Raw genomic sequence first — 21,150 nt, forward strand, 5'->3', positions numbered from 1 at the left:
CACTGTATAGATAGGATTTTCATATTACTACATTCTAGGGATGATTCAGATGACCTCTTCTATAATTTCTAAAAAGATAATCGCGAATTCATTGAAGTATTTAATGGAAACAGAGTCGTTTCATAAAATATCAGTGAGCGATATTATGTTACACTGTCAAATGCGTAGGCAAACTTTTTATTATCATTTTAAAGATAAATTCGAACTATTAAGCTGGATTTATAGAGAAGAAACGAAAGAAAACATTATCGACTTTCTCGACTATGAAACGTGGGAAAACATTTTCGATTTATTATTTGATTACTTTTATGAAAATCAAAAATTTTACCGAAACGCTTTTAAAGTCATTGAACAAAACTCGTTTAATCACTATTTATTTGAGCATACGAAAAACTTATATATGAAGATTATTGATGAACTATCGATGAGCTGTGGATTCAGCCTTTCTGATGAGACAAAAAATACGATTGCCTCTTTTTATAGTCACGGCTTCGTTGGAACGATAAAAGATTGGATTGAAAGCAAATGTGAAGTAGATCCGTCCATTATGTCTTCTCTCATGAAAAATATGATAAACAATCAATTACTACTATTACTGGAGCAATCAGCAAAGTAATTAAAGGGTGGCAAAAGCAATGAAAAAGATTATGAATGATGTAGAAAATATTGTTCAAGATATGCTGCATGGCTTTTATTTTGAACATAACGAAAAAGTAAATTACGATGAAACAAATAACATCATTTATGTAAAAGATATAGAAAAACTGAAACAAGACGTTGTTATCATAAGCGGCGGTGGTAGCGGACATGAACCAGCTGATATTGGTTATGTAGGAAAAGGCATGCTTACAGCGGCAGTAAACAGCAGTATCTTCACTCCCCCTACAGTCGAACAAATTGTGGCGGCAACTCGCTTAATGCCAAAAGATAAAAGTATTTTATTCATCATAAAAAACTTTAAAGATGACGTAGAAAACTTTTTAGCGGCAGAACAAATCGCAAAAGAAGAAGGAAGACAAATTGACCACATCATCGTAAATGACGACGTTTCAATTGAAGATGATGCTTCGTTTAATAAAAGAAGACGCGGCGTCGCTGGTACTGTTTTCATTCAAAAAATAGTAGGCGCGGCCGCTGAGAGCGGTCATTCTTTAGAAGAACTAACAGCACTTGGCCGTTCTGTCATCCAAAACTTACACACATTAGGAGTCGCCCTTTCACCTGCAAACGATCCAGTACAAGGAAAAGCTTCATTCACATTAAACGACGATGAAGTCTTTTACGGCGTTGGTATTCATGGCGAAAAAGGTTACCGCAAAGAAGCACTATCCTCTTCTGAAATATTAGCGATTGAACTTATGAACAAACTAAAAAGCATTTATCGCTGGAGAAAAGGTGACAACTTCGCCATCCTCATTAACGGACTCGGTGCGACACCATTAATGGAACAATACATTTTCGCAAACGATATTCGCCGTTTATGTGAGCTGGAAGGCTTACATGTGAAGTTCGTAAAGGTTGGTACCCTTCTCACTTCTTTAGATATGAAAGGTGTTTCGCTCAGTTTGCTTAAAATAGAAGATTCGGATTGGGTGAAGTGGTTGAAGGCGGATGTTGGTGTGGGTAGTTGGTAAGATTAAATAAAATTAATCAGCGAATATAGGGGTTTATACTATCCAATATAAATATCCATCGCCCTTCTTCTCTTTCATTGGCTTATTCTATAGTAATTATAAATCAGTTAGTAAAATGAAGCCTGAAATTTTCAAATAGAAATTAGGCGATGCATTAAGTAAATAATTTATATAAGTAATATCTTTTTTAAAAGATATTACTTTTCCGATAGTTTTTTAGCAGAAGCAAGAGGCTCCAACTATGATTAATAAAATAAATAGTACAACTAATAACGCAAATCCTCCAGCAAAACCGCAGCCTTCGCCGCAACTACCACCAATCTCTCCTTTGAGTAGGAGGGGAAATGCAAGGTCACACATGTATTTTAACGGATTGAGTTTACTTTATATTTTTAAGCATTAATTGAGCAGGTCCTTTAAGAAAAAAAGAACAGAAACCCTAAGGTGCCTTCCTCCGACTTGATAACCACATTTTATGTATTAAACTGCTATCCAATATTATTGTAGTTCGAATTATTTTTTCTGAAAATTCACAACCATACACTTCATTAAGTTTACATTTATTTACAAGGTAATTATATAAAAAAAATACATAAACAACTAGACTAGTAATGAAATCCTATTAAGTTTAATATTTGGTTGTATAGCAAAAAATTACAAGGGGATGAATTAATTGAAAAGATTTATTAAACCACTTCTAATCGCTTCAGCATTTGCTTTAGGGATTACAACAATTGCACCTGAGAAGGGATTTGCAGAAGTATCTAATTATGAAAATAAAATTGAAAGCACTTACGAATTAGAGTACAATAACGATGTTTCATTTGAAAATAATTTTGAAGTGAATGATTACAGTGAGTTAGAGCAATCTAATCTACAAGGTACTGAAGGTCTTCCTGAACATGGCGTACAGTATGCACTACCTTTAATTCCAGTTGCTATTGCTGCGATTATGCGCCTTGTTCCAGTGGCATTAAAAGCTGGATCTAGACATATTAATATGTCTAAGTTTACTCAAAGGGTATCAGGTCAACTATTTAAAGATCCTAAATCAGGATGGTCTATTTCTAAAGAAAGGTCTGGTAACCCTCATGGAGGAAGTGCATGGAAGTTGATAAGTCCAAAAGGAAAAAAGGAAGCTACTTTAGATAGTAAAGGAAAGGTTCTTAGATAAAAAATGTGTGAAATCAAAGATTTGTTTCAAAAGTTAATTGAAGAATATTATGAGAAAGAAGATACCGATTTTTACGTTGTAGATACTTTTCCAAAAATAGTAAAGAGTGAAAAGTATTTTGATTTTGAAGAGAATATATTGCTACAGAATAAATATAACATTTTAAACAAAAGTGTTTTAGCTTTAAGTAAGTTATATTTATATGATGAGAATATTTACATTTTGGATAATGTAGAATCCCTAAATTATAGCAAATACACAAAATCTATAACTGAATTTAATGATGATGTGTTGAAATTTTTACCGTGTACAGAAGTAGATAAGCTCATATTAGTATTTTCTGATTTAAAAATAGGCATAATAATTGGTGATGGTTGTTTTGCCTATGTAAGTTTTGAATCGAAAGATTTAAAACTAGTTGAGCAACTTTGTATATCTGAAGGCTTATTTGTAGCACACACTAAAGATCCTGACAGAAATTAAAAAAGGAATGCTGGTATTAATATCAGCATTCTTTTTTAATTTGAATATTTTATGTATATTCGAAAATATTAGATGAATTTAAATTCCTGCGAATGGCAGCCAATTTAATATTATTGTCCTGCTACTTCTTGCCGTTGACAAACATACTATATAACAGCAAACGAAGAAAAAACAAGCCCTATTACTAGAGCATCTCATTCAGATTTAAAAGAATCTACATATACCTTCTCCCCTTAAAATCACCAAAACCCATTTACAAATCTATAAAAGTAGATATAATATCCTTATGGAACCTTTATTAATTTATAAAGCATTGTCAAATGAAACAAGATGTCAAATTTTATCATGGTTGAAAAATCCAGAAAACCATTTCGATGAAAAACCTTATCTAGAGCAAGGCCTTAACTTTCAAGTTGGAGTGTGCGTAGGAGATATCCAGCTTAAAACTGGCTTAGCCCAATCGGTTATTTCTAGTTATTTATTAACTATGAAAAAAGCAGGACTACTAGACTCTGACCGAATTGGAAAATGGACCTACTATCGCCGAAATGAAAAAACAATACGAGAGTTTTCTGAATACGTTCAAAACGAATTATAAAATGAAAGCTAATAATCAATCTGCATATCAATTGATTATTAGCTTTCACACATTCTGCTTTTTACGGGTATCCAATTACTTTTTATAAGATTGCACTACCTATAAAAGCAAGAAACATAGAAAGGAGAAAATTTTTTAACATATCATATCTAGTTATTTAGATATCTGTTATTGTATTTAAAATTACATAGTCCTGATAATATTGGCATCCAATCATACTTGTAATAATGCTTCTTTGTTAATGAATTTACTTTCAAAATACTGATACGAATGGAGAGTTTTATAAATGAAAAAAGTAAATCCTTTACTTATTCTGACACTCGCAATAGGTGTGTTCGGAATTATTACTACCGAGATGGGTATTGTCGGCGTATTACCACAAATCACTCAAAAATTTGGAATTTCAACTACACAAGCTGGATTTTTAGTAAGTATATTTGCACTAGTTGTTGCTATTTCTGGTCCGTTTTTAATTCTGCTCGTCTCTAGTATTAATCGCAAAATAATTTTATTATCAGCAATTTTCATATTTGTTATTTCAAATATAATCTACGCTTATACAACACAATTTGAAATCATGCTTATTTTTCGTATTTTACCGGCAGCACTTCATCCACTCTTCTTTTCAATCGCTCTTGTAACAGCTGCTAAACTTGTCCCTCCAGAAAAGAGCGGTCAAGCGGTTACAAAAGTTTTCATGGGAATTACTGTTGGCTTTGCTTTAGGTGTACCACTAACCTCTTACCTTGCGGACCAATTTTCACTCGAAATTGCTTTCTTATTCGGAGCGCTTGTTAACACTCTTGCATTCATTGGAATACTAATCCTACTTCCTTCTATGCCTGTTAAAGAAAAAATGTCTTTCGGCAAACAAATTCGTATACTCGGCAAACCAGGATTATGGTTAAATATTTTAACCGTCACATTCCTTTTTGCAGCGATGTTTTCCGTATACAGCTACTTCGCTGAGTACCTTGCCAAAGTAACTTCCATGAATGGATCTCTCATCAGTATCATGCTATTCATATTTGGTATAGTTATGATTTTAGGTAATCATTTATTTGGTAGTCTCCTGCAAAAAAGTATAGTAAATACAGTAATATTATTCCCTATCCTATATTCTATTGTTTACATATTGGTTTATTATTTAGGTTCCTACCTTGTTCCAATGATTTTTATCGTATTCATTTGGGGAATCGTACATGCTGGTGGATTAATTGTTGGTCAAACATGGTTAATAAGCGAAGCAAAAGAAGCACCTGAATTTGGTAATAGTCTATTCGTTTCGTTCTCCAATCTCGGAATTACTCTAGGAACAACTATTGGAGGCTGGTTCATTTCAAACTTAGGTATTCACCAACTTATTTGGAGCGGATTCATTTTCACACTACTCTCATTTCTATTAATTATAATAAAACTAAAATTTTTCAATTCTAATAGCCAAGCTTCATTATCAAGCTAGTACATTTTCAGTTTCAAATTTGATAAAAAAACATTATAAATTCTTCTCATAAGATTTTATAATGTGAAAAGTATAATGATCAAAGCCTTTAGCCATAATTACGACTAAAGGCTTTTTTGTATGAAAGAATAAACAACTATAAATCTAAAAGGAGCTAGTTTTATGGAACATAATCAAAATGGAGTACTTGCTTTAATTGTTTTGTTTTTAGGATTAGTGTTTTTCGTTAGTGGAATGGTTTATCATTTATGGGGTTCTTATTAATTTCAACTTTTAGAAAGATAAATAATTCAAAAACTAAAACGTGTATTGTAATTATCGATATGGAATATTTCCAAAAACAAATTAACATGGTAAAATAATATTTGGACGGGAGTCCAATATTATTAAAATTAAGATGGTTCAAGTCGGAGAAAGGCACCTTAGGGTGTCTTTTCTTTATTTTTCAAAAGGACCTGCTCAATTATTGCGTAAAAAACATAAAGTAAATTGAATCCGTTAAAATACATGAGTGACCCCTTGTTTTCCCCTCTTATTAAAGGAGGAACTATTATGGGATTTGGTGGTAGTTGTAGTAGTTGTGGCGGCGGCTTTGCTTTACTAGTTGTATTGTTTATTTTATTGATCATTGTTGGAGCTTCTTGCTTCTGCTAAAAAACTATCGGAAAAGACACTCTTATATGGGTGTCTTTTCTTTGTAATAAAAAGCTCTTCATCACTTTCGGTCTTTAGTGTGACATACAAATAATCCAGTTCCCCAAGCGCCCATATTCCACAGCCCCTTCTTTGTGCTTTTCTTTTCATTTATATTTCAATTTCAAATATAGTAGAAACTCATTACAAGGCTAGTTATATATACAATTATTATAGATAATATATACCTTTCACCACGTGTATCATTCTGAATAATTAAAAATAAATATTAAAAATTCCATATAGACCCATTACTGGTTAAAATGTTATAATTAAACTACCCTACATAGTTACTCATGTTCAGGATGAGTAACTAACGTCTTATTAAGTAATGCGCATAACTTAAATAAACAAGACACTGCAAAGTGTCTTGTTTATTTGCATCAAGTTTCCTTTTTATCCCAAAATAAATATAATAAAATGTAACATCTAATACATATAAAGAAAAATATAGATTTATTAAATCATTATGGCACCCATGAAAGTACTTTTATTTTGGAGGAACAAACTATGAACAAAAAGTTATTAACATCATTATTATGTAGCACATTCTTATTTGGACTATCAGCTTGCAGTTCACATGATACATCTAGCAGTAACACGAAAAACGAACAGGAGACTTCTAAAGAAACAAAAAATGATGAACTTAGCAACAAGGATTCTCAAAAAGAACTTCCCACCCATGGAGATTCTTCTGATGTATACATATCAATACGCTCTGCCGATTCATTAGATGTACCGAAAAATACGCAAGGATTAACTTTGAAAATTAATGGAGATATGCTGGATGAAGGGATCGAGTTAAAGGTGGAATAGTCAAAGAAAATACAAACCGCCTATCACAACTTATACTAACATAACAAAAAGTACAGCCTCTGTATTAACTACAGTAGACTGTACTTTTTCATTTGTGATTTTGTATAACTCACTATAATAGGATTCCTTAGTTCTTTTGAGAAGATGCTCTCCAATCACGAAAAGATGTTGGAAACCCAGAATGTCCACGTTGCTTTGTAACAACTGGTTTCTCTTGAAGAGTAGCTGATTTCTCTTCAAGAATAGTTGGTTTTTCTTCAAGAATACTCAAAGCTGTTTGCATTTTCTCCAGCTGTTCTTTTAAAGCTTGCTGCTCAATCTTTAAATCCGTAAGTAAACGTAATATCATCTCAGAATTAGCCATAACGATCTCCTTTCCCCCAATGCACAGAATAAAATACCATATGTAATAAGCGGAATACTCGTGACAAAAATAAGTTCGTCAACTCTTTTAAAATACCGAGTACTTTTATTTTTTCAAAAGGACCTGCTCAAGTTTATCCGTAAAAACATAAAGTGATATAAATCCATTAATATATGGACTTTATGGAAGGAGGAGTTAATATGGGCTATGGTGGTAGTTGTGGAGGCTATGGTGGTAGTTGTGGTGGAGGCTGTGGTTTTGGCGGTGGATTCGCCTTACTTGTTGTGCTCTTTATCTTATTAATCATCGTTGGAGCTAGCTGTTGGGGCGGCGGATTCGGCTGCTAATAAGAGGCACTCTTGAGAGTGTCTTTTTTTTATTTCTCAATATAGGGCTAACATATATGTGTTACTATCAAAAGGCGAGATTCCCTAAGCGTAATATAGTAGTTTACCAACTATGAAAGCCACTGTCACAAGAAAACAGTAGGCTTTTATTTTGTTATTTAACAAGATTAAAACATGAATTGCCATTTCTCCTCAGTAACATTTTTAAATTGACATAGCACTTCATGCACCATATACTGTTAACAACAGTATACTGTCATTAACAGTATATATTCTAGGAGGTATACTTATGAAGCATACAGGAAGACATACAGGTGCATTTCTTTTGTTATTTTTAGCAGAAGGCGATAACTATGGCGGGCAGCTACTTCAGAAATGCGTGGAAGAACTTCCGGTCAATCCAATCGATAGTGCCATCCTTTACCGCACGCTGAAGAAATTAGAAAACGAAGGTGCGATTGAATCTTATGTAAGTACATCCGTTCCAGATAAGCCGAGAAAGATGTACAAAATTACTATAGCCGGAAAAGAACAATTAGCGGATTTTCAAATGGATATTGAGGAAAAAATGAAAAACTTATCATTTTTCTTAGACAAATATAAAGACTTAAAGGAATCTAATCATGATTAATGGTGCTATCCTTTACACTTTGGCCATTATTCTTACTGGGATTTCTTTTATGAAGGATCGGAATAAAACGAAAGCTGCCCTATTAAAATCATGGAAAATATTTCAAAACCTCCTCCCTGCCATGCTCTCCATTATGCTTTTCGTTGGACTATCACTTTCTATCTTAACGCCGTCCTTCATCTCTTCCATCATTGGAGAACAGTCTGGATTTTTAGGTATTATTTATTCAGCACTACTCGGATCTGTGGCACTTATCCCAAGCTTTATCGTGTTCCCACTTGGTAATACGTTAGTACAGCACGGCGCAGGTCTTCCTCAAGTTGCGGCACTCATGTCTACACTAATGTCAGTAGGAATTACAACCTTGCCGATGGAACAAAAGATATTCGGACGAAGCTTTGCTTACGCTCGTAATGCATCTGCATTACTCATGTCACTCCTATTCTCCTATATCATTTGGGTGGTGATGGTATGAAAGAACTAAAAAGATATCGCTTCTTTTTCATTTTGCTGATTGGACTTATCATTCTAACTTTTATAAACCAATCTTTAGGATGGAGCGCATTACAATTAACGGGGAATAGCATTTTAGATATGTTGTTTCTACTCCCCCCTGTCCTAATATTTGTAGGGTTACTTGATCAGTGGGTGAAGAAAGAAACGCTAATGAAATATATGGGAGAAAAGTCCGGCATATATGGAATATTATTCTCTCTATTATTAGGCGGAATTGCAGCTGGTCCCCTCTATGTTGCCTTTCCGATTGCAGCACTACTATTAAAAAAAGGCGCAAGTATTAGGTACATCGTATTTTTCTTAGGTGTTTGGACAACTGCGAAATTACCGATTATGGTGTATGAATTTTCTTCATTCGGAGCTACCTTTACGCTCGTTCACATTTGCTTCGGTCTGTTGTTCTTCTACGTAATGGGCATCGTTTTTGAGAAGTTTTATGATCAACGGCAGTTGTTGCAGTATGATATTACGAAAGAAATGTAAAAAGACATCTTTATCTTGTAAAGATGTCTTTTTAATATGAACCTTAATTTTCGTTCTGTAAAACCCTCGCTGCCTTTACTTCCTTTTTCTCTTCTTTTAAGAACAACGATACGATAAAAGCAATAACGATAAAGATTAACCCTAGTGTAAATGCGCCTTGGAATCCAGATGTTAAACCGTTTAACTTCTCTACTGGATCCATTGGATTTGCTGAGCTTTCCATATACTTAGTTGTTCCTGAAGACATTTTCGAAATAAAGATAGCCGTACCAATTGCGCCAGCTACTTGCTGTAACGTATTAAACAGTGCTGTTCCGTGCGGATATAAATCTGGTGTTAATTGATTTAATCCATATGTTTGTGCTGTCATTACAAACATGAGTCCGACCATTAATACGCTATGCATGACAATAATTTGTACCATTGATGTATCAGGAGTAATGCCTTTAAATAAGAACATTGCAATACCTACTAACACAATACCGGGAACGATAACAACTTTCGGGCTAAATTTATCAAATAGTTTACCTGCGATTGGTCCCATTATGGCGCTAATAATACTTCCTGGAAGCATTATTAGTCCTGATTTAAATGCTGTAACGAGTAAAACTGTTTGTAGGAACATCGGTAATAAAGTCATCGTTGAAAATAACGACATCATCACAATGACGATTAATCCAACTGATATTGTAAACATCGGAACTTTAAATGTACGTAATTCTAAAATTGGATTCTCGATTTTTAATTGTCGAACGACAAAAATACATAATGATATAAGCCCAACAATTAAAGTGCCATACACTTTCGCATCAGACCATCCTACATCACCCGATGCACTAAAGCTATACACAAGCCCGCCAAATCCTAATGTCGATAAAAGAATAGATGGATAATCTACTTTTGGCCTTGTTAACTCCGTAACATTTTGAATGTACTTCATCCCAATCATAATTGAAATAATCACGATAGGAATAACAATGTAGAATAACCAGCGCCAATTTAATGAATCAACGATTACTCCTGATAATGTAGGACCAATTGCCGGAGCTGACATCATCACAAGTGCGATTAATCCCATTGTGGCACCACGTTTTTCAGGTAGACAAATAATTAAAATCGTATTCATTAATAACGGTGAAATTAACCCCGTCGCTACTGCTTGGACGATACGGCCGACTAATAAAACGGAAAATGTCGGTGCAAATCCCGCAATTAATGTACCGACTAAAAACGTTACCATAGCGATCAAAAACATTTGTCTCGTTGTGAGCCATTGCTGAAGTAACGCTGTAATCGGGACTAAAACCCCAACCACCAACATGTAAGCTGTAGAAAGCCATTGAATCGTTGAAGCTGTTACGTCGAATTCTTTCATTAATACAGTTAACGCATTACCAAGTAATGTTTCGTTTAATAATGCAACCATTGCCCCTAAAAGTAATGCAATTAAAATCGGGGTATGTTTCATATTAGAAGTATCAACTTTGCCACTTGCAGGGCTCTTAGTTGTTATATTCATGTATTGATTCTCCTCCTGTTTTTTACTTGAAAATCTTTAAATACACCGGAACACATGTAATATAATATACATATGTAGATTAAAAAAGGAGAATCAATTTAAAGCCATTGTATATTTAATCTACAAAAAAGGAGAATTGTAGATGAACGATAATGAAAAACAGCTTGATTTACGTATTAGACGTACACATAAATTATTGTGGGATTCCTTATTTGAATTAATGACGCAATCAAAGCAGAAATATAGTACTATCACGATTAACCAAATTTGTGATCGCGCAATGGTACACCGAACAACCTTTTATAAACATTTTGAAGATAAAGATGCTTTATTAGCATTTGGATTTAAACGATATGGCAAGATGATTGCTGAAATACCGGTTTCAGATCGATTAAGTAAACCATTTCAAGTAATGGAACAATTTCTACACCATGAAGAAATCGGTAAAATATTAGAGACACAAATATCTGATGAACAATTTATTAGCCGGACACAGTATTTAAGTCATGAAACGAGAAAACAAGAAATAGAAGCGTTAAATCAACTGTGTAAAAATCATACGATGCCAAATGATTTAACCATTGAATTTTATTCAGGGGCGATCACCTCATTAAGTGCGTGGTGGTTCCAAAACGGAAGAACAGTTTCTGCGGCAGAAATGGATAGGCACTTCCATCAACTCATTAATCGGGATATTTTTCAGTTTGAAAAGGAATAGTATTACAACTTTTAGATCATGTAATCAAATTGACCACAAAATAGGAATATGTTATATTTTCCGTAGAATACTATATAAGTGTGACATCGAATGAAATTGCGTATAATAAAAGAAGGGATGCGCTAACATCTCTTCCTTAACTGCTACCGTATAGGGTGGTAGTTATTATAGGTTATTTCTTTTGCGGAACCCACCCTTTTGCTTCCTACGACGCGGAGTGGTTTTTTTGTTGTCCTTATCCAGAAGTTGCTTCCGCAAAAAATACGCTGAAACTTCACGTATAGTCGCTTTCACAAACTCTTTTACAAGATCAAACAAAAACTCCATATTATCACCTCCTTTCCTTCCAAATAGAAAGAAGGGATAACCACCCACCCTCACAATATGCAGTTAAATATATTTTACCAAACGATTGTAAAGATATTATGTAAACAAAACAAATGAAATTTTACATAGAAAAAAGCCCATATGAAAATGGGCTTTTTGCATACTATTTATTCTCTTTTAACTTCTCTAACTCCCGCTGTACTTCTTCTTGCAAATTTTGATCTAACACTTCTTGCTGATTAGGAGACTTTAAATTATAAAAATAGTTACTAGCAGCCGTTTCTGCTTCTAGCTTTTGCACATACGATTCAATGCGCGCGAAGCCTTTCGCTGTACTTTCTGTATGGAACGAATCAATTGCTCTGTTGCTTTCTTTTATCGCTTGCGCCGCATTTAATCGCGAAACAAGAACTAGTTCTTTATATTGCAACTCTCCATATTTCTTTTGCAATTTGTCAATTTGTTCATAAAGCGTCGCTGTTTGCTCTTTTGTTATTTCGTACTGCTGGCGATATAGTTCCGCTTTTTTCTCATTTACAATCTTTTCTTGCAAGGCTAACTGCGCCATTTGATCTTCTTCGCGTGATACTGCAAGCTCAGCTTGGCGAGTTCTCTTTGCAATAAGAGTATCCGTTTCTGAAATTAATGCTTCATATTTTTTTTCTAAATAATATTGGTGAGAAAGTGCTTTTTCAGCCTTCGCAATTTGCTGTTCTGTCTCGCGAAGATATTGCTTCAACATGCTAACCGGATTTTCTATCTTATCTAACGTTTGATGCACATCCGCTACTACAATCTTTTTAATACGTTTTAAAATACCCATTATTACTTCTCCTCCTTACGAATATTGCGTTCCCATTGATCTAAAATATCTACTTGTTTTTGTACTTGAAAATCGCTGTATACATCTATATCAGTTGCCATTCTTTTCTCTTTTAATTTTTTATATGCCCAAACAATCGTTGCAACAAATGCAAGCATCGGAAGGACTGGTAATAAACCAATAACTAGGAGCAATATGCCTGTCCATTTTTTAACCGTATTCCCTTCAGACTTACGAAGCATAAACCAGCCGAAAAGAACAAATCCAAACGCTAACAGGAATGGTATAAAGAATAAACCTTCAAACTCTTTTTCATGGTGTTTTTCATGATGCTGCTTTCGCTCAAAGTTATTAAACTTTTCTTTTTGTGTAACGAAAGCTTCCCTTTCTTTATCGTGAGAAACAGTATATGCCGCTTGCTTATGCTTCTCATGATCCCACCTTTCAAACTTCATACTATGTAATCCAAACAATAGTAATCCCAGAAGTAACGGAAGGATCAAAACCCATTTTAACCAACGCAATTTTTTACACTTATTCTTTTTCATCTGTTCACCACCATCTATCCTTCGTTTTGAAATAAGTAAAAAATGTATTACCTCCCTTTACCTTTGATACATATGAGTGTAAAACTTGGACGTGAGAAGAGCATGAAAGAAACATGATGAATATATGAGAAATATCTAAAAAATTTCTCATAATTATTCCAAAACGAAAAAACCCAACTTCTCCATATCAAATAGAGAAATTGGGTTCTTTTTCATTATTTCTATTCACTTTCGAAACTCACACACCAATCTTCTTCAAATCCGAACTTTCAATAATTGAATCGAGAAAAAAGCGTCGATAAATTTTCGTTCCAAATATTCAGAATTAATATTAAAATAAACAATGGGGATAGGGGTATGGAATCATAAATTATACATAACGAGGGAATAGAAATGAAAATTCAATTAAAAGCTGATTTAATGCTACTACTAGTTACATTTTTTTGGGGTGCATCCATCCTACTTACAAAGCTTGGACTTGATGGCATAGAAGAATACAATTTAATCGCATTACGATTTATTATTGCCTTTCTTTTATCAGGTTTAATATTTTACAAACATTTATTCAAAGTCGATTTTAAAACTGTAAAATATGCTTTTATACTAGCTTCCGTTTTATTTATCGTTTACATTTTCGCGACATTCGGTACAAAGTATACTAGTGTCTCTAATGCTGGTTTCTTACTATGTCTCACAGTCATTTTCATTCCGATATTATCAGCTATATTTTTAAAACACATTCCTGAAAAGAAAGTTATATTAGGAATTGTGTTAACGATAATAGGAATTGGCTTATTAACATTAACTAACGAATTCAAGATCGGTAACGGCGATATATTTTGCATATTATCTGCTTTATTTTATGCCATTCACGTCATCATTACTGGAAACGTAACAAAACATGTGAATTCAATTGCACTTGGGGTAGTACAACTCGGTTTTGTCGGCCTATTTAGTCTTATTTTTTCATTAGTGATGGAAACTCCAAAACTGCCTAGCACGATCAACTCATGGCTAATCATATTAGCCTTAAGCATATTTTGTACCGCAGTCGCATTCATCGTGCAAGTGATCGCCCAGCAATACACGACGCCAACACATACGGGACTTATCTTTTCACTAGAACCTGTTTTTTCGGCAGGGTTTGCCTTTGTTTTCACAGGTGAAACGCTCACAGGAAAAGGGTATTTAGGGGCGACGCTTATATTATTGAGTGTGTTGATTGCTGAGATAGATTTTAAGGGGTTGTTGCGGGTTAATTATAAGAAGAATATAGAGTAAACATTTCACTATGATCAATAAACATACCCCAGAAAAATATGAGTTTATATCATTCTCTTCACTTAGATTTTCTTTTAAATGAGACTTTTTTAGATGCTATCTTCGAATAAGGTAGCATCTAAAAAATGTTAAAAGAAATTTGCCCCTAGTATCTTCTTATATTTTATGTAGCCTTCATATTTGACCTTTTCTACGTTCTTTGAAGTGAAGATGTTCAAAATTACTTACTGAATATAGTCATACAGATTTTTCGCTAACAATAAACAAGTTACTGTAATGAAAAGAGCACGAACATACCCGCTTCCTTTTTTTATAGCAAATTTGGAGCCAACAATCCCTCCAGCAATTTGAGCAATCCCCATTATAAAACCATACACATAGTTTACTTGCCCTACATACATAAATATCAACAATGCACCAACATTACTTCCTAAATTAAGAAGCTTCGCATTACCTGCTGCTTTTAAAAAATCATACCCAATAAATAAAAGAGAAAACATTAAAAATGAACCTGTGCCAGGACCTAAAAATCCATCATAAAAACCAATAGCAAAAATAAAAAAAGTAAAGATAATGACATGTCGACCAGACAATTTTTTATGAGTGGAAATACTACCCCAATCCTTTTTAAATATCGTATAAATAGCAACCGCACCAAGCATGATCAGCATCAATGGCTTCAGTACTTCTGGGTTCATTAAATGAACGGTCCATGCCCCTATTATGGAGCCTATGAAAGTGAGTGGAAATAATTTAAACGCCGATTTCAAATCAAGATTACCAGAACGATAAAACACAATATTACTAGTTGCACACCCCATTGTCGACGCTAGTTTATTCGTAGCTACTGCACTTGCTGGATTCAGTCCTGTAAATAATAAAGCGGGTAAGGCAATGAGTCCTCCACCACCTACAACTGAATCAATAAATGCAGCTAAAAATCCAAAAGCAATCAAAATAATTAATACTGATGGGTCTAAATAAAAATCCATACTATTAACCTCCCCTTTAGTCACTATCCGAATAGTAACTAATAATTTGCTAAATGTAAACAGTTATTGTAACGTTGAAATATAAAAGCAAACATCGGAGGACGAAAAAAGTGGACTACATAGTGCAACAGCTTAAAAAAATTGGTTTTAATGAATATGAAGCTAAATCTTATGTATCTCTTGTTAAACAGGGGCCTGTCACAGCCTACCAAGTGAGTAAGGATTCGGGTATCCCAAGAGCGCGAATTTACGAGATTTTGGGTAACCTTGTAGAAAAAGGAATTGTCATGAAGGAAGAAATAAATGACACCACTCGCTATTCACCTCTACCTGTTGAAATCTTTTTACAAAAGGCGCAATCAGAATGGCAGTCTACTTATGAAGTAATCAGTGATTCATTAAAAAAACTAGAAACTTTCGAGGAAAAAACGGATAATCGAGTGATTACTTTAAAAGACAATAAAACAATAATTAGCTACTGTCAGGCATTAATAAAAAAAGCCCAAAAACGTATTGTCATTTCAATGTGGGATGAGATGTATGAAGCGTTAAAAGAGGAACTATCTGAGGTAGCTGCTAAAGTTACAGTACAAGGTATTACCCTGCATGTTGAAAATCCCATTAAAAATCTAGAAGCCCATCGTATAACACCTTATACAGAAACCCTGTCTACAGAACATTGGTTTATTTTATCGATAGATTCTAAAGAGATGATTTATGGACCATCACTTGAGGAGCGTAATATTGCTTTTTATACAGATGATCCCGTTCATATATACCTATTAGAGGATTATGTATGGCATGATGTTTTAGTGAATCGACTTGTACAACGTAGCCAAGATGATTTGGAGCAATGGATTACTACAGAGAGAAAATCCTTCTTTATGGAAAAATAAGAAACATATTCAAGAGCAAATCAAAAAATTTGCGTATTAAACCTAACAACTTCTCCGTACAAAAATAGCTGACTATTATATAGTAAATAGTCGGCTATTTTTATATAAATTTATACAGACGCTGCCATTTTCCCTTTGCGGAATATTCCCATTAACCCAGCGATTAATGAGATAAACGCTTCTCCCACTCTTTCACCGTCTCAATTGTTACATCTAATTTCTTAGCCACTTCCTCTATACTCATTCCCTTAAAGAGCATTCCAGCTGCCGAAAGTGCTTTATCTATTTCTTCTTGCTTCTCTTGCTCATATAAAGTGAAACTTTAATCAGTGGGGGTTTTGTTCATCCCCCACTGATTATTAGTTGAACCAATCGGGCGTTTACGGGCAGTTGATCTCCCACCTAACTCCTTTGCTCCAGCCGAATTTTGAGGTGGGAGTTTTACTGCCCGTTAATGCGGGATAAACGACCTACTTTTGTCAACCGTAACCACTCCTTTACCTTTTTATATGCCTTCTTCTATTTTATCATCCACTCTCCACAAACCTTCCAAACTCCTTCAAAAATCTCAGCTTAAAACTACCCACAGGCCCATTCCGATGCTTCGCCACATGAATCTCCGTCATCTCTTTCTGCATCGTTTCCTTATCGTAATAATCTTCGCGATACATAAGCATAATGACATCCGCGTCTTGCTCAATTTGTCCCGTCTCTCTTAAATCAGATAAAAGAGGACGCTTATCTTGCCGTGACTCTACGGAACGAGACAATTGCGACAACGCTACTATACAAACATTTAAATCACGCGCTAATAACTTAAGCTTACGAGAAATTTCACTAATCTCTTGAAATCGATTGCCCTTATGCTTTGGATCGCCCGTAATAAGCTGCAAATAATCCACAATGACTAAAAGCTTTTTATCCCCATGCTTCCTCTTTAACTTACGAGTCTGCATCCAAATATCCTGCATTGTAACACCGGCCTTATCATAAATCTCAAGTGGCAACTCACCAATCTCCGCAAACGCCTTACTCACCTTTTCCCAGTCTTCTATCGTAAAACGATGCTTCGGATTTTTCAGCCTACCTCCTGACACTTCGCCCGCGCAAGACGCCAGCCTTTTTAGCAGTTGCTTACTACTCATCTCTAATGAAAACAACCCAACTGCCGCTCCAGACTTCGCCGCATGCAGCGCGATATTTAACGCAAACGCCGTCTTCCCCATAGAAGGACGCGCTCCAAGGACGACAAAATCCCCTTCCTGCAATCCGCACGTCATCTTATTTAGCGATGTATAACCAGTCTCAATACCAGTATTCTCTTTCGTATCTTGATGAAGCTCTTCATACAAACCAATTAAAGCATCCTTCAAATCAAACTCACATACATAGTCCTTTTCCTCTAACTCACAAAGCGCCGTAATCGTCTCACCAATAATTTTCTCATTCTTCTCCGCAATAAGACGCTCTCCCATCTTGCGCCCAAGAACGCCAGCCTGATACATTTTCCATGCACCTCGAACAAGCCCCTCATAATAAGAGAAGTTGGCAGTTGTAGGCACACCCTCTATTAACGCTATAAAATACTCCATCCCCCCGATATTCTCCAAAAAATTTGGATTCATCCTAGAAACGAGCGTCACAAGATCAATTGGTTGCCCTTCATCTTCAATTTTTCGCATTAACCGAAATATAGACTTATGCACCGGCATAGAAAAATAATGCTCCGTCAAACGGCACTCCTTAATAAGCTCTCCATCAATTAAAAGAGAACCTAACACCGTCTTTTCCGCCTCCACATTTTGAATACTCATGGACGCCACCCGCGTTCAGTTAAGAACCGCTGCAACTCTTCCTCTGACAGCGCATTCTTCTCCCACTCCTCGCACCTCGTCAAAAACTCCTCCGTCTCCCCGCTACTAACAGACGACTCCTTCTTCCTAAACTGAGCCGTATCTGCCTCAACCTCAGATACTTTCGTAAACCCTTTCCCGTGCCACCCCCTCAAAATCCCCTTCACATAAGCAACCGTCCGCTTATTATTCTCATACGCAATTTGAAGAGCCTTCAGCACAAGCTCCTCTGACAAATCTTCCATCCACGCACTCAGTTCCTCCACAGTATGAGGAGACAAACTACCGAAATGTTGCTCATAAAAAGAAAACACGCGACTTCCCGTCTCTTCCTCTATAACCTCTTCTTCCGCCTCTTCACAAACCGGATCAACATCATGAACGGCCAAATCACCTGGCATACCGAAATGTGCTAAAAGCATCGGAACATTCAGCTCCTCCTCTACGCACTTCTGAAGAAACATATGTACAAACTCCTTATTCTTCACACCCTTCAGCTCACGAAGCACACACTTCTCCACATTCGTATTCGTCACAGGATTATAACGAAGCCAATTTAAAATAAATAACTCCCTCGTCTCCGCATCATACAGAATCTTTCCATAATCAATAAAGCGCTGCACTAACTTATCAACAGTCCCCCTGTTATAACCCGTCTCCATCTCAGCTAACCGCTTCGGAAACGGAAAAATCCCACACTGCGTCGTCTTCGAACAAGTTAACAAATAAACATAAAAATACCGCTCCTCCGGCGTCAAATCCAAAACAAAATCATCCTGCCAAAAATTCACCTGCACATTACGATACACCGCCATCCTAATTCCTCCCGTCCTCATTCAAAAGTAAAAATTTCTTCTTTGTACTATATATAGGAAGGAGGGCCAGGTTTTTGGCGTGTTATTTCAAATTTTTTTTGACTACTACTACGGTGTTTGTTGTTGTTTTTGTTTTGTTGTGTTTTTTCTTAGTGATTTATTACTTGGTAGGGGCTTGGAAGGGGTATGGGAGGGGTATGGGAGGGGCTAGTTGTCGGTTACTTCGATTAGGAAGACTCGATCTGAGAAGCCGCCTCGTTCTTTTGCTTTCTTTTTTCGGATGTTGTTGATTTCTTCTAGTGTTGTGCCTTCGTGTTCGGCTAGGGCGTTTATTAGTTCTAGTAGGTCGGATAGTTCTTCGAGTTTATGGGATTTTGTTGTTGCTTCTAAGTATTCGGTTAGTTCTTCTTCTGTTTTTTTGCATAGTTCTTTTCTGTATTCGTCTTCGTTTAGGATTCTTGTTGTGAGTGTTTTTCCGTTAGCTTTTATTATTTGTGGGATTTTGTTTCGGATTAGTTTGTTGTGGGTTGGCATGGGATTTTCCTCCGTTATGTTTTTCTTCTATATATAATGGAAAAGCAGTTTAACTAGGTGTTAAACTGCTTCATTGCTTCTTTTATATAGTTTTCTTCTTCGGTTGTGAAGAGGGTTGGGAATTCGGATAGTGGGAGGTTTGATTTTTGGATTATATCCTCTATATCACTTTGAGGTGTATCAAGATAGTTCGTTACTTCTTCTATTACACTGAAAAATTCCTTCAAGGTAACTTGAACGTCATGATGACACGGGTCCCTCTCTTCTTCCTTATACTTTTTCAACTTCCCTATCACATCCATAAAATGCTGATCAAACTTTTCTTTTAATTCCTTATTATTATAAAAATCTTGAACACTATCCTTCGAAAAATGTTCCTCTAACCATTCTTTATTTTCTTTCTCCCAAATAAAAGTTTGCAAAAACGAAGAAAACAAAGCGACATCCACTCGCTCTTTCTTTTGAAACTTCTTCGTCATCTCATCCATATGCGAAAGTACCTTCGCAATTCTTTCTTGCTCTACCAAAAGCAATTCCCTTTGAAAATGCATTTGTCTTAAAAATTCTTCTGTCTCTATATCACGCTGCAATATAATATTTTGAATTTCCCCAAGCGAAAAACCGAGATGCTTAAACGATTGAATTTGTTGTAGCACATACAAATCATCTTTCGTATATAACCGATGCCCACCCTCAGTATAATCGCTCGGCTTTAATAGATTAATCTTATCATAATAACGAAGCGTCCGCACCGTAACATCCCCAACACCTGCAAACTCACTAATCATCCACGCCATATCATCACCTGCTCCACTAACTTCTCTTCTACATACTGAAGCATATAAGAAAAACTCATCTCATTCTGCCTACAATATTGACACAAACCTATAACAAGCAATCCAAAAGGAACATTCCCTCTATAACGATGTTCATACTCACTAATACCGTCATAAAAGTACTCATACTTTCTTTTTCGTAAAATAATATAAATCGTAATAAACAAAACGGCAATCATAATAAAAATTTGCTTTCCTCTTATCTCCACTTCTTGTTTCATCGCCTATTCTCCTTCCACGACATGCTTATCTTCTTTAAATAAAGGAATTCGAATGAAATAACGATATGGTTCATCGTGTATTACTTTCCACGCAACAATGATCACTTGAACGAACTCAAAGGCAAACACAATCCAAAACAAAACATCACTAATACGTGAACTAATATTAAATAGAAGAGAGATTAAAAAATGAAAGTTGAACGCCTTTCGGCAATGGTATTTGTACACCCCGTTTTTACGTGCCAGTGTGATGTACATGAGTAGTGGTGAAAAGATTCCTATTGCGGCTGAAAGTAGTAGCATGATTATGGTGTTTCTTTTTTCTTTTGTGGTGGTTTTCATGAGTAGTTTTGTCCCCCTTTTTGATTTGTCTTCTTTAGGTTAGAGGGTGACGTTAGGAGAGGTGCAAGGGGAATTGTATAGAAAAGTTTTAGTAACATCAATATAAATGAAAGAAGACCTTTACCTTGACAGAGTGGAGGTCATCATTTAAAATCTCACATCCACGTTATTTACAAATAGAAAGAAGAGCATATATCTCATATGCTCTTCTTCCCATAGCTAATAATACAATTTATCCGACTAA

At 35.3% G+C, this 21,150-nt stretch carries 29 protein-coding genes; 15 read left to right on the top strand and 14 right to left on the bottom strand.

Annotation, left to right across the window (positions count from 1 at the left end; all coding sequences use genetic code 11):
- Positions 1–49: 49 nt before the first annotated feature.
- Positions 50–616, top strand: coding sequence for a dihydroxyacetone kinase transcriptional activator DhaS (gene dhaS / locus ABH955_RS14795; protein ID WP_000204216.1), 567 nt, complete (start codon positions 50–52; stop codon positions 614–616).
- A 19-nt stretch (positions 617–635) separates the two neighbouring features.
- Positions 636–1,634, top strand: a complete 999-nt coding sequence (gene dhaQ, locus ABH955_RS14800; protein ID WP_404455642.1) for a DhaKLM operon coactivator DhaQ — start codon at positions 636–638, stop codon at positions 1,632–1,634.
- Between the two features lie 216 nt (positions 1,635–1,850).
- On the opposite strand, the gene ABH955_RS14805 is transcribed toward dhaQ, so the two are convergent.
- Positions 1,851–1,994, bottom strand: coding sequence for a YjcZ family sporulation protein (locus ABH955_RS14805; RefSeq protein WP_080001803.1), 144 nt, complete (start codon positions 1,992–1,994; stop codon positions 1,851–1,853).
- Positions 1,995–2,307: 313 nt separating this feature from the next.
- Here ABH955_RS14805 and ABH955_RS14810 point away from each other — a divergent pair, with 313 nt between their 5' ends.
- The 6 genes from ABH955_RS14810 (at position 2,308) to ABH955_RS14835 (ending at position 6,860) form a co-directional block, all read left to right on the top strand.
- On the top strand, positions 2,308–2,808 hold the full coding sequence (locus tag ABH955_RS14810; RefSeq protein WP_002064077.1) for a hypothetical protein: 501 nt from the start codon (positions 2,308–2,310) through the stop codon (positions 2,806–2,808).
- Between the two features lie 3 nt (positions 2,809–2,811).
- Entirely contained in the window at positions 2,812–3,291 is a 480-nt protein-coding gene (locus tag ABH955_RS14815) for a hypothetical protein (RefSeq protein ID WP_404455639.1), read from the top strand.
- A 286-nt stretch (positions 3,292–3,577) separates the two neighbouring features.
- Positions 3,578–3,889: an ArsR/SmtB family transcription factor gene (locus ABH955_RS14820; RefSeq protein ID WP_002011018.1), complete on the top strand. Its 312-nt coding sequence runs from the start codon at positions 3,578–3,580 to the stop codon at positions 3,887–3,889.
- Between the two features lie 286 nt (positions 3,890–4,175).
- On the top strand, positions 4,176–5,351 hold the full coding sequence (locus ABH955_RS14825) for an MFS transporter (protein ID WP_002125689.1): 1,176 nt from the start codon (positions 4,176–4,178) through the stop codon (positions 5,349–5,351).
- Positions 5,352–5,903: 552 nt separating this feature from the next.
- On the top strand, positions 5,904–6,005 hold the full coding sequence (locus ABH955_RS14830; RefSeq protein WP_000505688.1) for a YjcZ family sporulation protein: 102 nt from the start codon (positions 5,904–5,906) through the stop codon (positions 6,003–6,005).
- A 549-nt stretch (positions 6,006–6,554) separates the two neighbouring features.
- On the top strand, positions 6,555–6,860 hold the full coding sequence (locus tag ABH955_RS14835) for a hypothetical protein (protein ID WP_404446352.1): 306 nt from the start codon (positions 6,555–6,557) through the stop codon (positions 6,858–6,860).
- A 127-nt stretch (positions 6,861–6,987) separates the two neighbouring features.
- On the opposite strand, the gene ABH955_RS14840 is transcribed toward ABH955_RS14835, so the two are convergent.
- Entirely contained in the window at positions 6,988–7,224 is a 237-nt protein-coding gene (locus ABH955_RS14840; RefSeq protein WP_002134711.1) for a hypothetical protein, read from the bottom strand.
- Positions 7,225–7,424: 200 nt separating this feature from the next.
- On the opposite strand from ABH955_RS14840, the gene ABH955_RS14845 reads away from it, so the two are divergent.
- The 4 genes from ABH955_RS14845 to ABH955_RS14860 all read left to right on the top strand — a co-directional run bounded on the left by ABH955_RS14845 (position 7,425) and on the right by ABH955_RS14860 (position 9,201).
- Positions 7,425–7,571 carry a YjcZ family sporulation protein gene (locus ABH955_RS14845; RefSeq protein WP_000540380.1) on the top strand — a complete coding sequence of 49 codons (147 nt, stop codon included), beginning with the start codon at positions 7,425–7,427 and terminating at the stop codon, positions 7,569–7,571.
- A gap of 289 nt (positions 7,572–7,860) precedes the next feature.
- Positions 7,861–8,202, top strand: coding sequence for a PadR family transcriptional regulator (locus ABH955_RS14850; RefSeq protein ID WP_113936656.1), 342 nt, complete (start codon positions 7,861–7,863; stop codon positions 8,200–8,202).
- Positions 8,195–8,677: a hypothetical protein gene (locus ABH955_RS14855; protein ID WP_002140612.1), complete on the top strand. Its 483-nt coding sequence runs from the start codon at positions 8,195–8,197 to the stop codon at positions 8,675–8,677. Before ABH955_RS14850 ends, ABH955_RS14855 begins: the two co-directional genes overlap by 8 nt.
- Positions 8,674–9,201 carry a permease gene (locus ABH955_RS14860; protein WP_016126645.1) on the top strand — a complete coding sequence of 176 codons (528 nt, stop codon included), beginning with the start codon at positions 8,674–8,676 and terminating at the stop codon, positions 9,199–9,201. Before ABH955_RS14855 ends, ABH955_RS14860 begins: the two co-directional genes overlap by 4 nt.
- Before the next feature lie 43 nt (positions 9,202–9,244).
- On the opposite strand, the gene ABH955_RS14865 is transcribed toward ABH955_RS14860, so the two are convergent.
- Positions 9,245–10,720 (bottom strand): MDR family MFS transporter, encoded by a 1,476-nt coding sequence (locus ABH955_RS14865; protein WP_404491264.1) that lies wholly within the window; start codon positions 10,718–10,720, stop codon positions 9,245–9,247.
- Positions 10,721–10,862: 142 nt separating this feature from the next.
- Here ABH955_RS14865 and ABH955_RS14870 point away from each other — a divergent pair, with 142 nt between their 5' ends.
- Entirely contained in the window at positions 10,863–11,438 is a 576-nt protein-coding gene (locus tag ABH955_RS14870; protein WP_404455634.1) for a TetR/AcrR family transcriptional regulator, read from the top strand.
- A gap of 165 nt (positions 11,439–11,603) precedes the next feature.
- Here ABH955_RS14870 and ABH955_RS14875 read toward each other — a convergent pair whose 3' ends face one another.
- From ABH955_RS14875 to ABH955_RS14885, 3 genes are all read right to left on the bottom strand, one after another.
- Positions 11,604–11,765: a hypothetical protein gene (locus tag ABH955_RS14875; protein WP_404446343.1), complete on the bottom strand. Its 162-nt coding sequence runs from the start codon at positions 11,763–11,765 to the stop codon at positions 11,604–11,606.
- A gap of 163 nt (positions 11,766–11,928) precedes the next feature.
- A complete protein-coding gene (locus ABH955_RS14880; RefSeq protein WP_199715369.1) occupies positions 11,929–12,588 on the bottom strand; it encodes a PspA/IM30 family protein in 660 nt (219 codons plus the stop codon).
- Between the two features lie 2 nt (positions 12,589–12,590).
- Positions 12,591–13,136, bottom strand: coding sequence for a hypothetical protein (locus tag ABH955_RS14885; protein WP_016103904.1), 546 nt, complete (start codon positions 13,134–13,136; stop codon positions 12,591–12,593).
- 393 nt (positions 13,137–13,529) lie between these two features.
- Between ABH955_RS14885 and ABH955_RS14890 the strand changes: the two genes are divergently transcribed.
- A complete protein-coding gene (locus ABH955_RS14890) occupies positions 13,530–14,417 on the top strand; it encodes a DMT family transporter (protein ID WP_404446339.1) in 888 nt (295 codons plus the stop codon).
- A 224-nt stretch (positions 14,418–14,641) separates the two neighbouring features.
- Here ABH955_RS14890 and ABH955_RS14895 read toward each other — a convergent pair whose 3' ends face one another.
- Positions 14,642–15,409, bottom strand: a complete 768-nt coding sequence (locus ABH955_RS14895; RefSeq protein ID WP_404446336.1) for a TSUP family transporter — start codon at positions 15,407–15,409, stop codon at positions 14,642–14,644.
- Between the two features lie 110 nt (positions 15,410–15,519).
- On the opposite strand from ABH955_RS14895, the gene ABH955_RS14900 reads away from it, so the two are divergent.
- Positions 15,520–16,305, top strand: coding sequence for a TrmB family transcriptional regulator (locus ABH955_RS14900; RefSeq protein ID WP_404446333.1), 786 nt, complete (start codon positions 15,520–15,522; stop codon positions 16,303–16,305).
- A 163-nt stretch (positions 16,306–16,468) separates the two neighbouring features.
- Here the strand turns inward: ABH955_RS14900 and ABH955_RS14905 are convergent, their stop codons facing one another.
- The 7 genes from ABH955_RS14905 to ABH955_RS14935 all read right to left on the bottom strand — a co-directional run bounded on the left by ABH955_RS14905 (position 16,469) and on the right by ABH955_RS14935 (position 20,906).
- Positions 16,469–16,591, bottom strand: a complete 123-nt coding sequence (locus ABH955_RS14905) for a MerR family transcriptional regulator (RefSeq protein ID WP_242248217.1) — start codon at positions 16,589–16,591, stop codon at positions 16,469–16,471.
- A 241-nt stretch (positions 16,592–16,832) separates the two neighbouring features.
- Positions 16,833–18,119, bottom strand: coding sequence for a replicative DNA helicase (gene dnaB / locus ABH955_RS14910; protein WP_404455629.1), 1,287 nt, complete (start codon positions 18,117–18,119; stop codon positions 16,833–16,835).
- Positions 18,116–18,973: a DnaD domain-containing protein gene (locus tag ABH955_RS14915; protein WP_404455626.1), complete on the bottom strand. Its 858-nt coding sequence runs from the start codon at positions 18,971–18,973 to the stop codon at positions 18,116–18,118. Before ABH955_RS14915 ends, dnaB begins: the two co-directional genes overlap by 4 nt.
- A gap of 207 nt (positions 18,974–19,180) precedes the next feature.
- The gene (locus tag ABH955_RS14920; RefSeq protein ID WP_404491265.1) at positions 19,181–19,507 is read right to left on the bottom strand and encodes a phosphoribosyl-ATP pyrophosphohydrolase; all 327 of its coding nucleotides are present in this window, start codon (positions 19,505–19,507) and stop codon (positions 19,181–19,183) included.
- 53 nt (positions 19,508–19,560) lie between these two features.
- Positions 19,561–20,304, bottom strand: a complete 744-nt coding sequence (locus ABH955_RS14925) for a MerR family transcriptional regulator (RefSeq protein ID WP_404491267.1) — start codon at positions 20,302–20,304, stop codon at positions 19,561–19,563.
- Entirely contained in the window at positions 20,292–20,564 is a 273-nt protein-coding gene (locus tag ABH955_RS14930; RefSeq protein WP_404491268.1) for a hypothetical protein, read from the bottom strand. Before ABH955_RS14930 ends, ABH955_RS14925 begins: the two co-directional genes overlap by 13 nt.
- Positions 20,565–20,567: 3 nt before the next feature.
- On the bottom strand, positions 20,568–20,906 hold the full coding sequence (locus tag ABH955_RS14935) for a magnetosome magnetite crystal formation protein family (RefSeq protein WP_404491269.1): 339 nt from the start codon (positions 20,904–20,906) through the stop codon (positions 20,568–20,570).
- Positions 20,907–21,150: the final 244 nt, after the last annotated feature.

The organism is Bacillus sp. RC240 (assembly GCF_044907945.1).
Taxonomy (GTDB): Bacteria; Bacillota; Bacilli; order Bacillales; family Bacillaceae_G; genus Bacillus_A; species Bacillus_A mycoides.

Excerpts from the sequence above, each read along its gene's own strand:
- ABH955_RS14820 (WP_002011018.1), top strand. The coding sequence starts at position 3,578 with ATGGAACCTTTATTAATTTATAAAGCATTGTCAAATGAAACAAGATGT.
- ABH955_RS14925 (WP_404491267.1), bottom strand. The coding sequence starts at position 20,304 with ATGGCGTGGATGATTAGTGAGTTTGCAGGTGTTGGGGATGTTACGGTG.
- ABH955_RS14885 (WP_016103904.1), bottom strand. The coding sequence starts at position 13,136 with ATGAAAAAGAATAAGTGTAAAAAATTGCGTTGGTTAAAATGGGTTTTG.
- ABH955_RS14845 (WP_000540380.1), top strand. The coding sequence starts at position 7,425 with ATGGGCTATGGTGGTAGTTGTGGAGGCTATGGTGGTAGTTGTGGTGGA.
- ABH955_RS14825 (WP_002125689.1), top strand. The coding sequence starts at position 4,176 with ATGAAAAAAGTAAATCCTTTACTTATTCTGACACTCGCAATAGGTGTG.
- ABH955_RS14930 (WP_404491268.1), bottom strand. The coding sequence starts at position 20,564 with ATGAAACAAGAAGTGGAGATAAGAGGAAAGCAAATTTTTATTATGATT.
- ABH955_RS14835 (WP_404446352.1), top strand. The coding sequence starts at position 6,555 with ATGAACAAAAAGTTATTAACATCATTATTATGTAGCACATTCTTATTT.
- ABH955_RS14805 (WP_080001803.1), bottom strand. The coding sequence starts at position 1,994 with ATGTGTGACCTTGCATTTCCCCTCCTACTCAAAGGAGAGATTGGTGGT.
- ABH955_RS14870 (WP_404455634.1), top strand. The coding sequence starts at position 10,863 with ATGAACGATAATGAAAAACAGCTTGATTTACGTATTAGACGTACACAT.
- ABH955_RS14850 (WP_113936656.1), top strand. The coding sequence starts at position 7,861 with ATGAAGCATACAGGAAGACATACAGGTGCATTTCTTTTGTTATTTTTA.
- ABH955_RS14875 (WP_404446343.1), bottom strand. The coding sequence starts at position 11,765 with ATGGAGTTTTTGTTTGATCTTGTAAAAGAGTTTGTGAAAGCGACTATA.
- dhaQ (WP_404455642.1), top strand. The coding sequence starts at position 636 with ATGAAAAAGATTATGAATGATGTAGAAAATATTGTTCAAGATATGCTG.
- ABH955_RS14840 (WP_002134711.1), bottom strand. The coding sequence starts at position 7,224 with ATGGCTAATTCTGAGATGATATTACGTTTACTTACGGATTTAAAGATT.
- dnaB (WP_404455629.1), bottom strand. The coding sequence starts at position 18,119 with ATGAGTATTCAAAATGTGGAGGCGGAAAAGACGGTGTTAGGTTCTCTT.
- ABH955_RS14830 (WP_000505688.1), top strand. The coding sequence starts at position 5,904 with ATGGGATTTGGTGGTAGTTGTAGTAGTTGTGGCGGCGGCTTTGCTTTA.
- ABH955_RS14915 (WP_404455626.1), bottom strand. The coding sequence starts at position 18,973 with ATGGCGGTGTATCGTAATGTGCAGGTGAATTTTTGGCAGGATGATTTT.
- ABH955_RS14920 (WP_404491265.1), bottom strand. The coding sequence starts at position 19,507 with ATGCCAACCCACAACAAACTAATCCGAAACAAAATCCCACAAATAATA.
- ABH955_RS14815 (WP_404455639.1), top strand. The coding sequence starts at position 2,812 with ATGTGTGAAATCAAAGATTTGTTTCAAAAGTTAATTGAAGAATATTAT.
- ABH955_RS14855 (WP_002140612.1), top strand. The coding sequence starts at position 8,195 with ATGATTAATGGTGCTATCCTTTACACTTTGGCCATTATTCTTACTGGG.
- ABH955_RS14880 (WP_199715369.1), bottom strand. The coding sequence starts at position 12,588 with ATGGGTATTTTAAAACGTATTAAAAAGATTGTAGTAGCGGATGTGCAT.
- ABH955_RS14865 (WP_404491264.1), bottom strand. The coding sequence starts at position 10,720 with ATGAATATAACAACTAAGAGCCCTGCAAGTGGCAAAGTTGATACTTCT.
- ABH955_RS14935 (WP_404491269.1), bottom strand. The coding sequence starts at position 20,906 with ATGAAAACCACCACAAAAGAAAAAAGAAACACCATAATCATGCTACTA.
- ABH955_RS14890 (WP_404446339.1), top strand. The coding sequence starts at position 13,530 with ATGAAAATTCAATTAAAAGCTGATTTAATGCTACTACTAGTTACATTT.
- dhaS (WP_000204216.1), top strand. The coding sequence starts at position 50 with ATGACCTCTTCTATAATTTCTAAAAAGATAATCGCGAATTCATTGAAG.
- ABH955_RS14895 (WP_404446336.1), bottom strand. The coding sequence starts at position 15,409 with ATGGATTTTTATTTAGACCCATCAGTATTAATTATTTTGATTGCTTTT.
- ABH955_RS14860 (WP_016126645.1), top strand. The coding sequence starts at position 8,674 with ATGAAAGAACTAAAAAGATATCGCTTCTTTTTCATTTTGCTGATTGGA.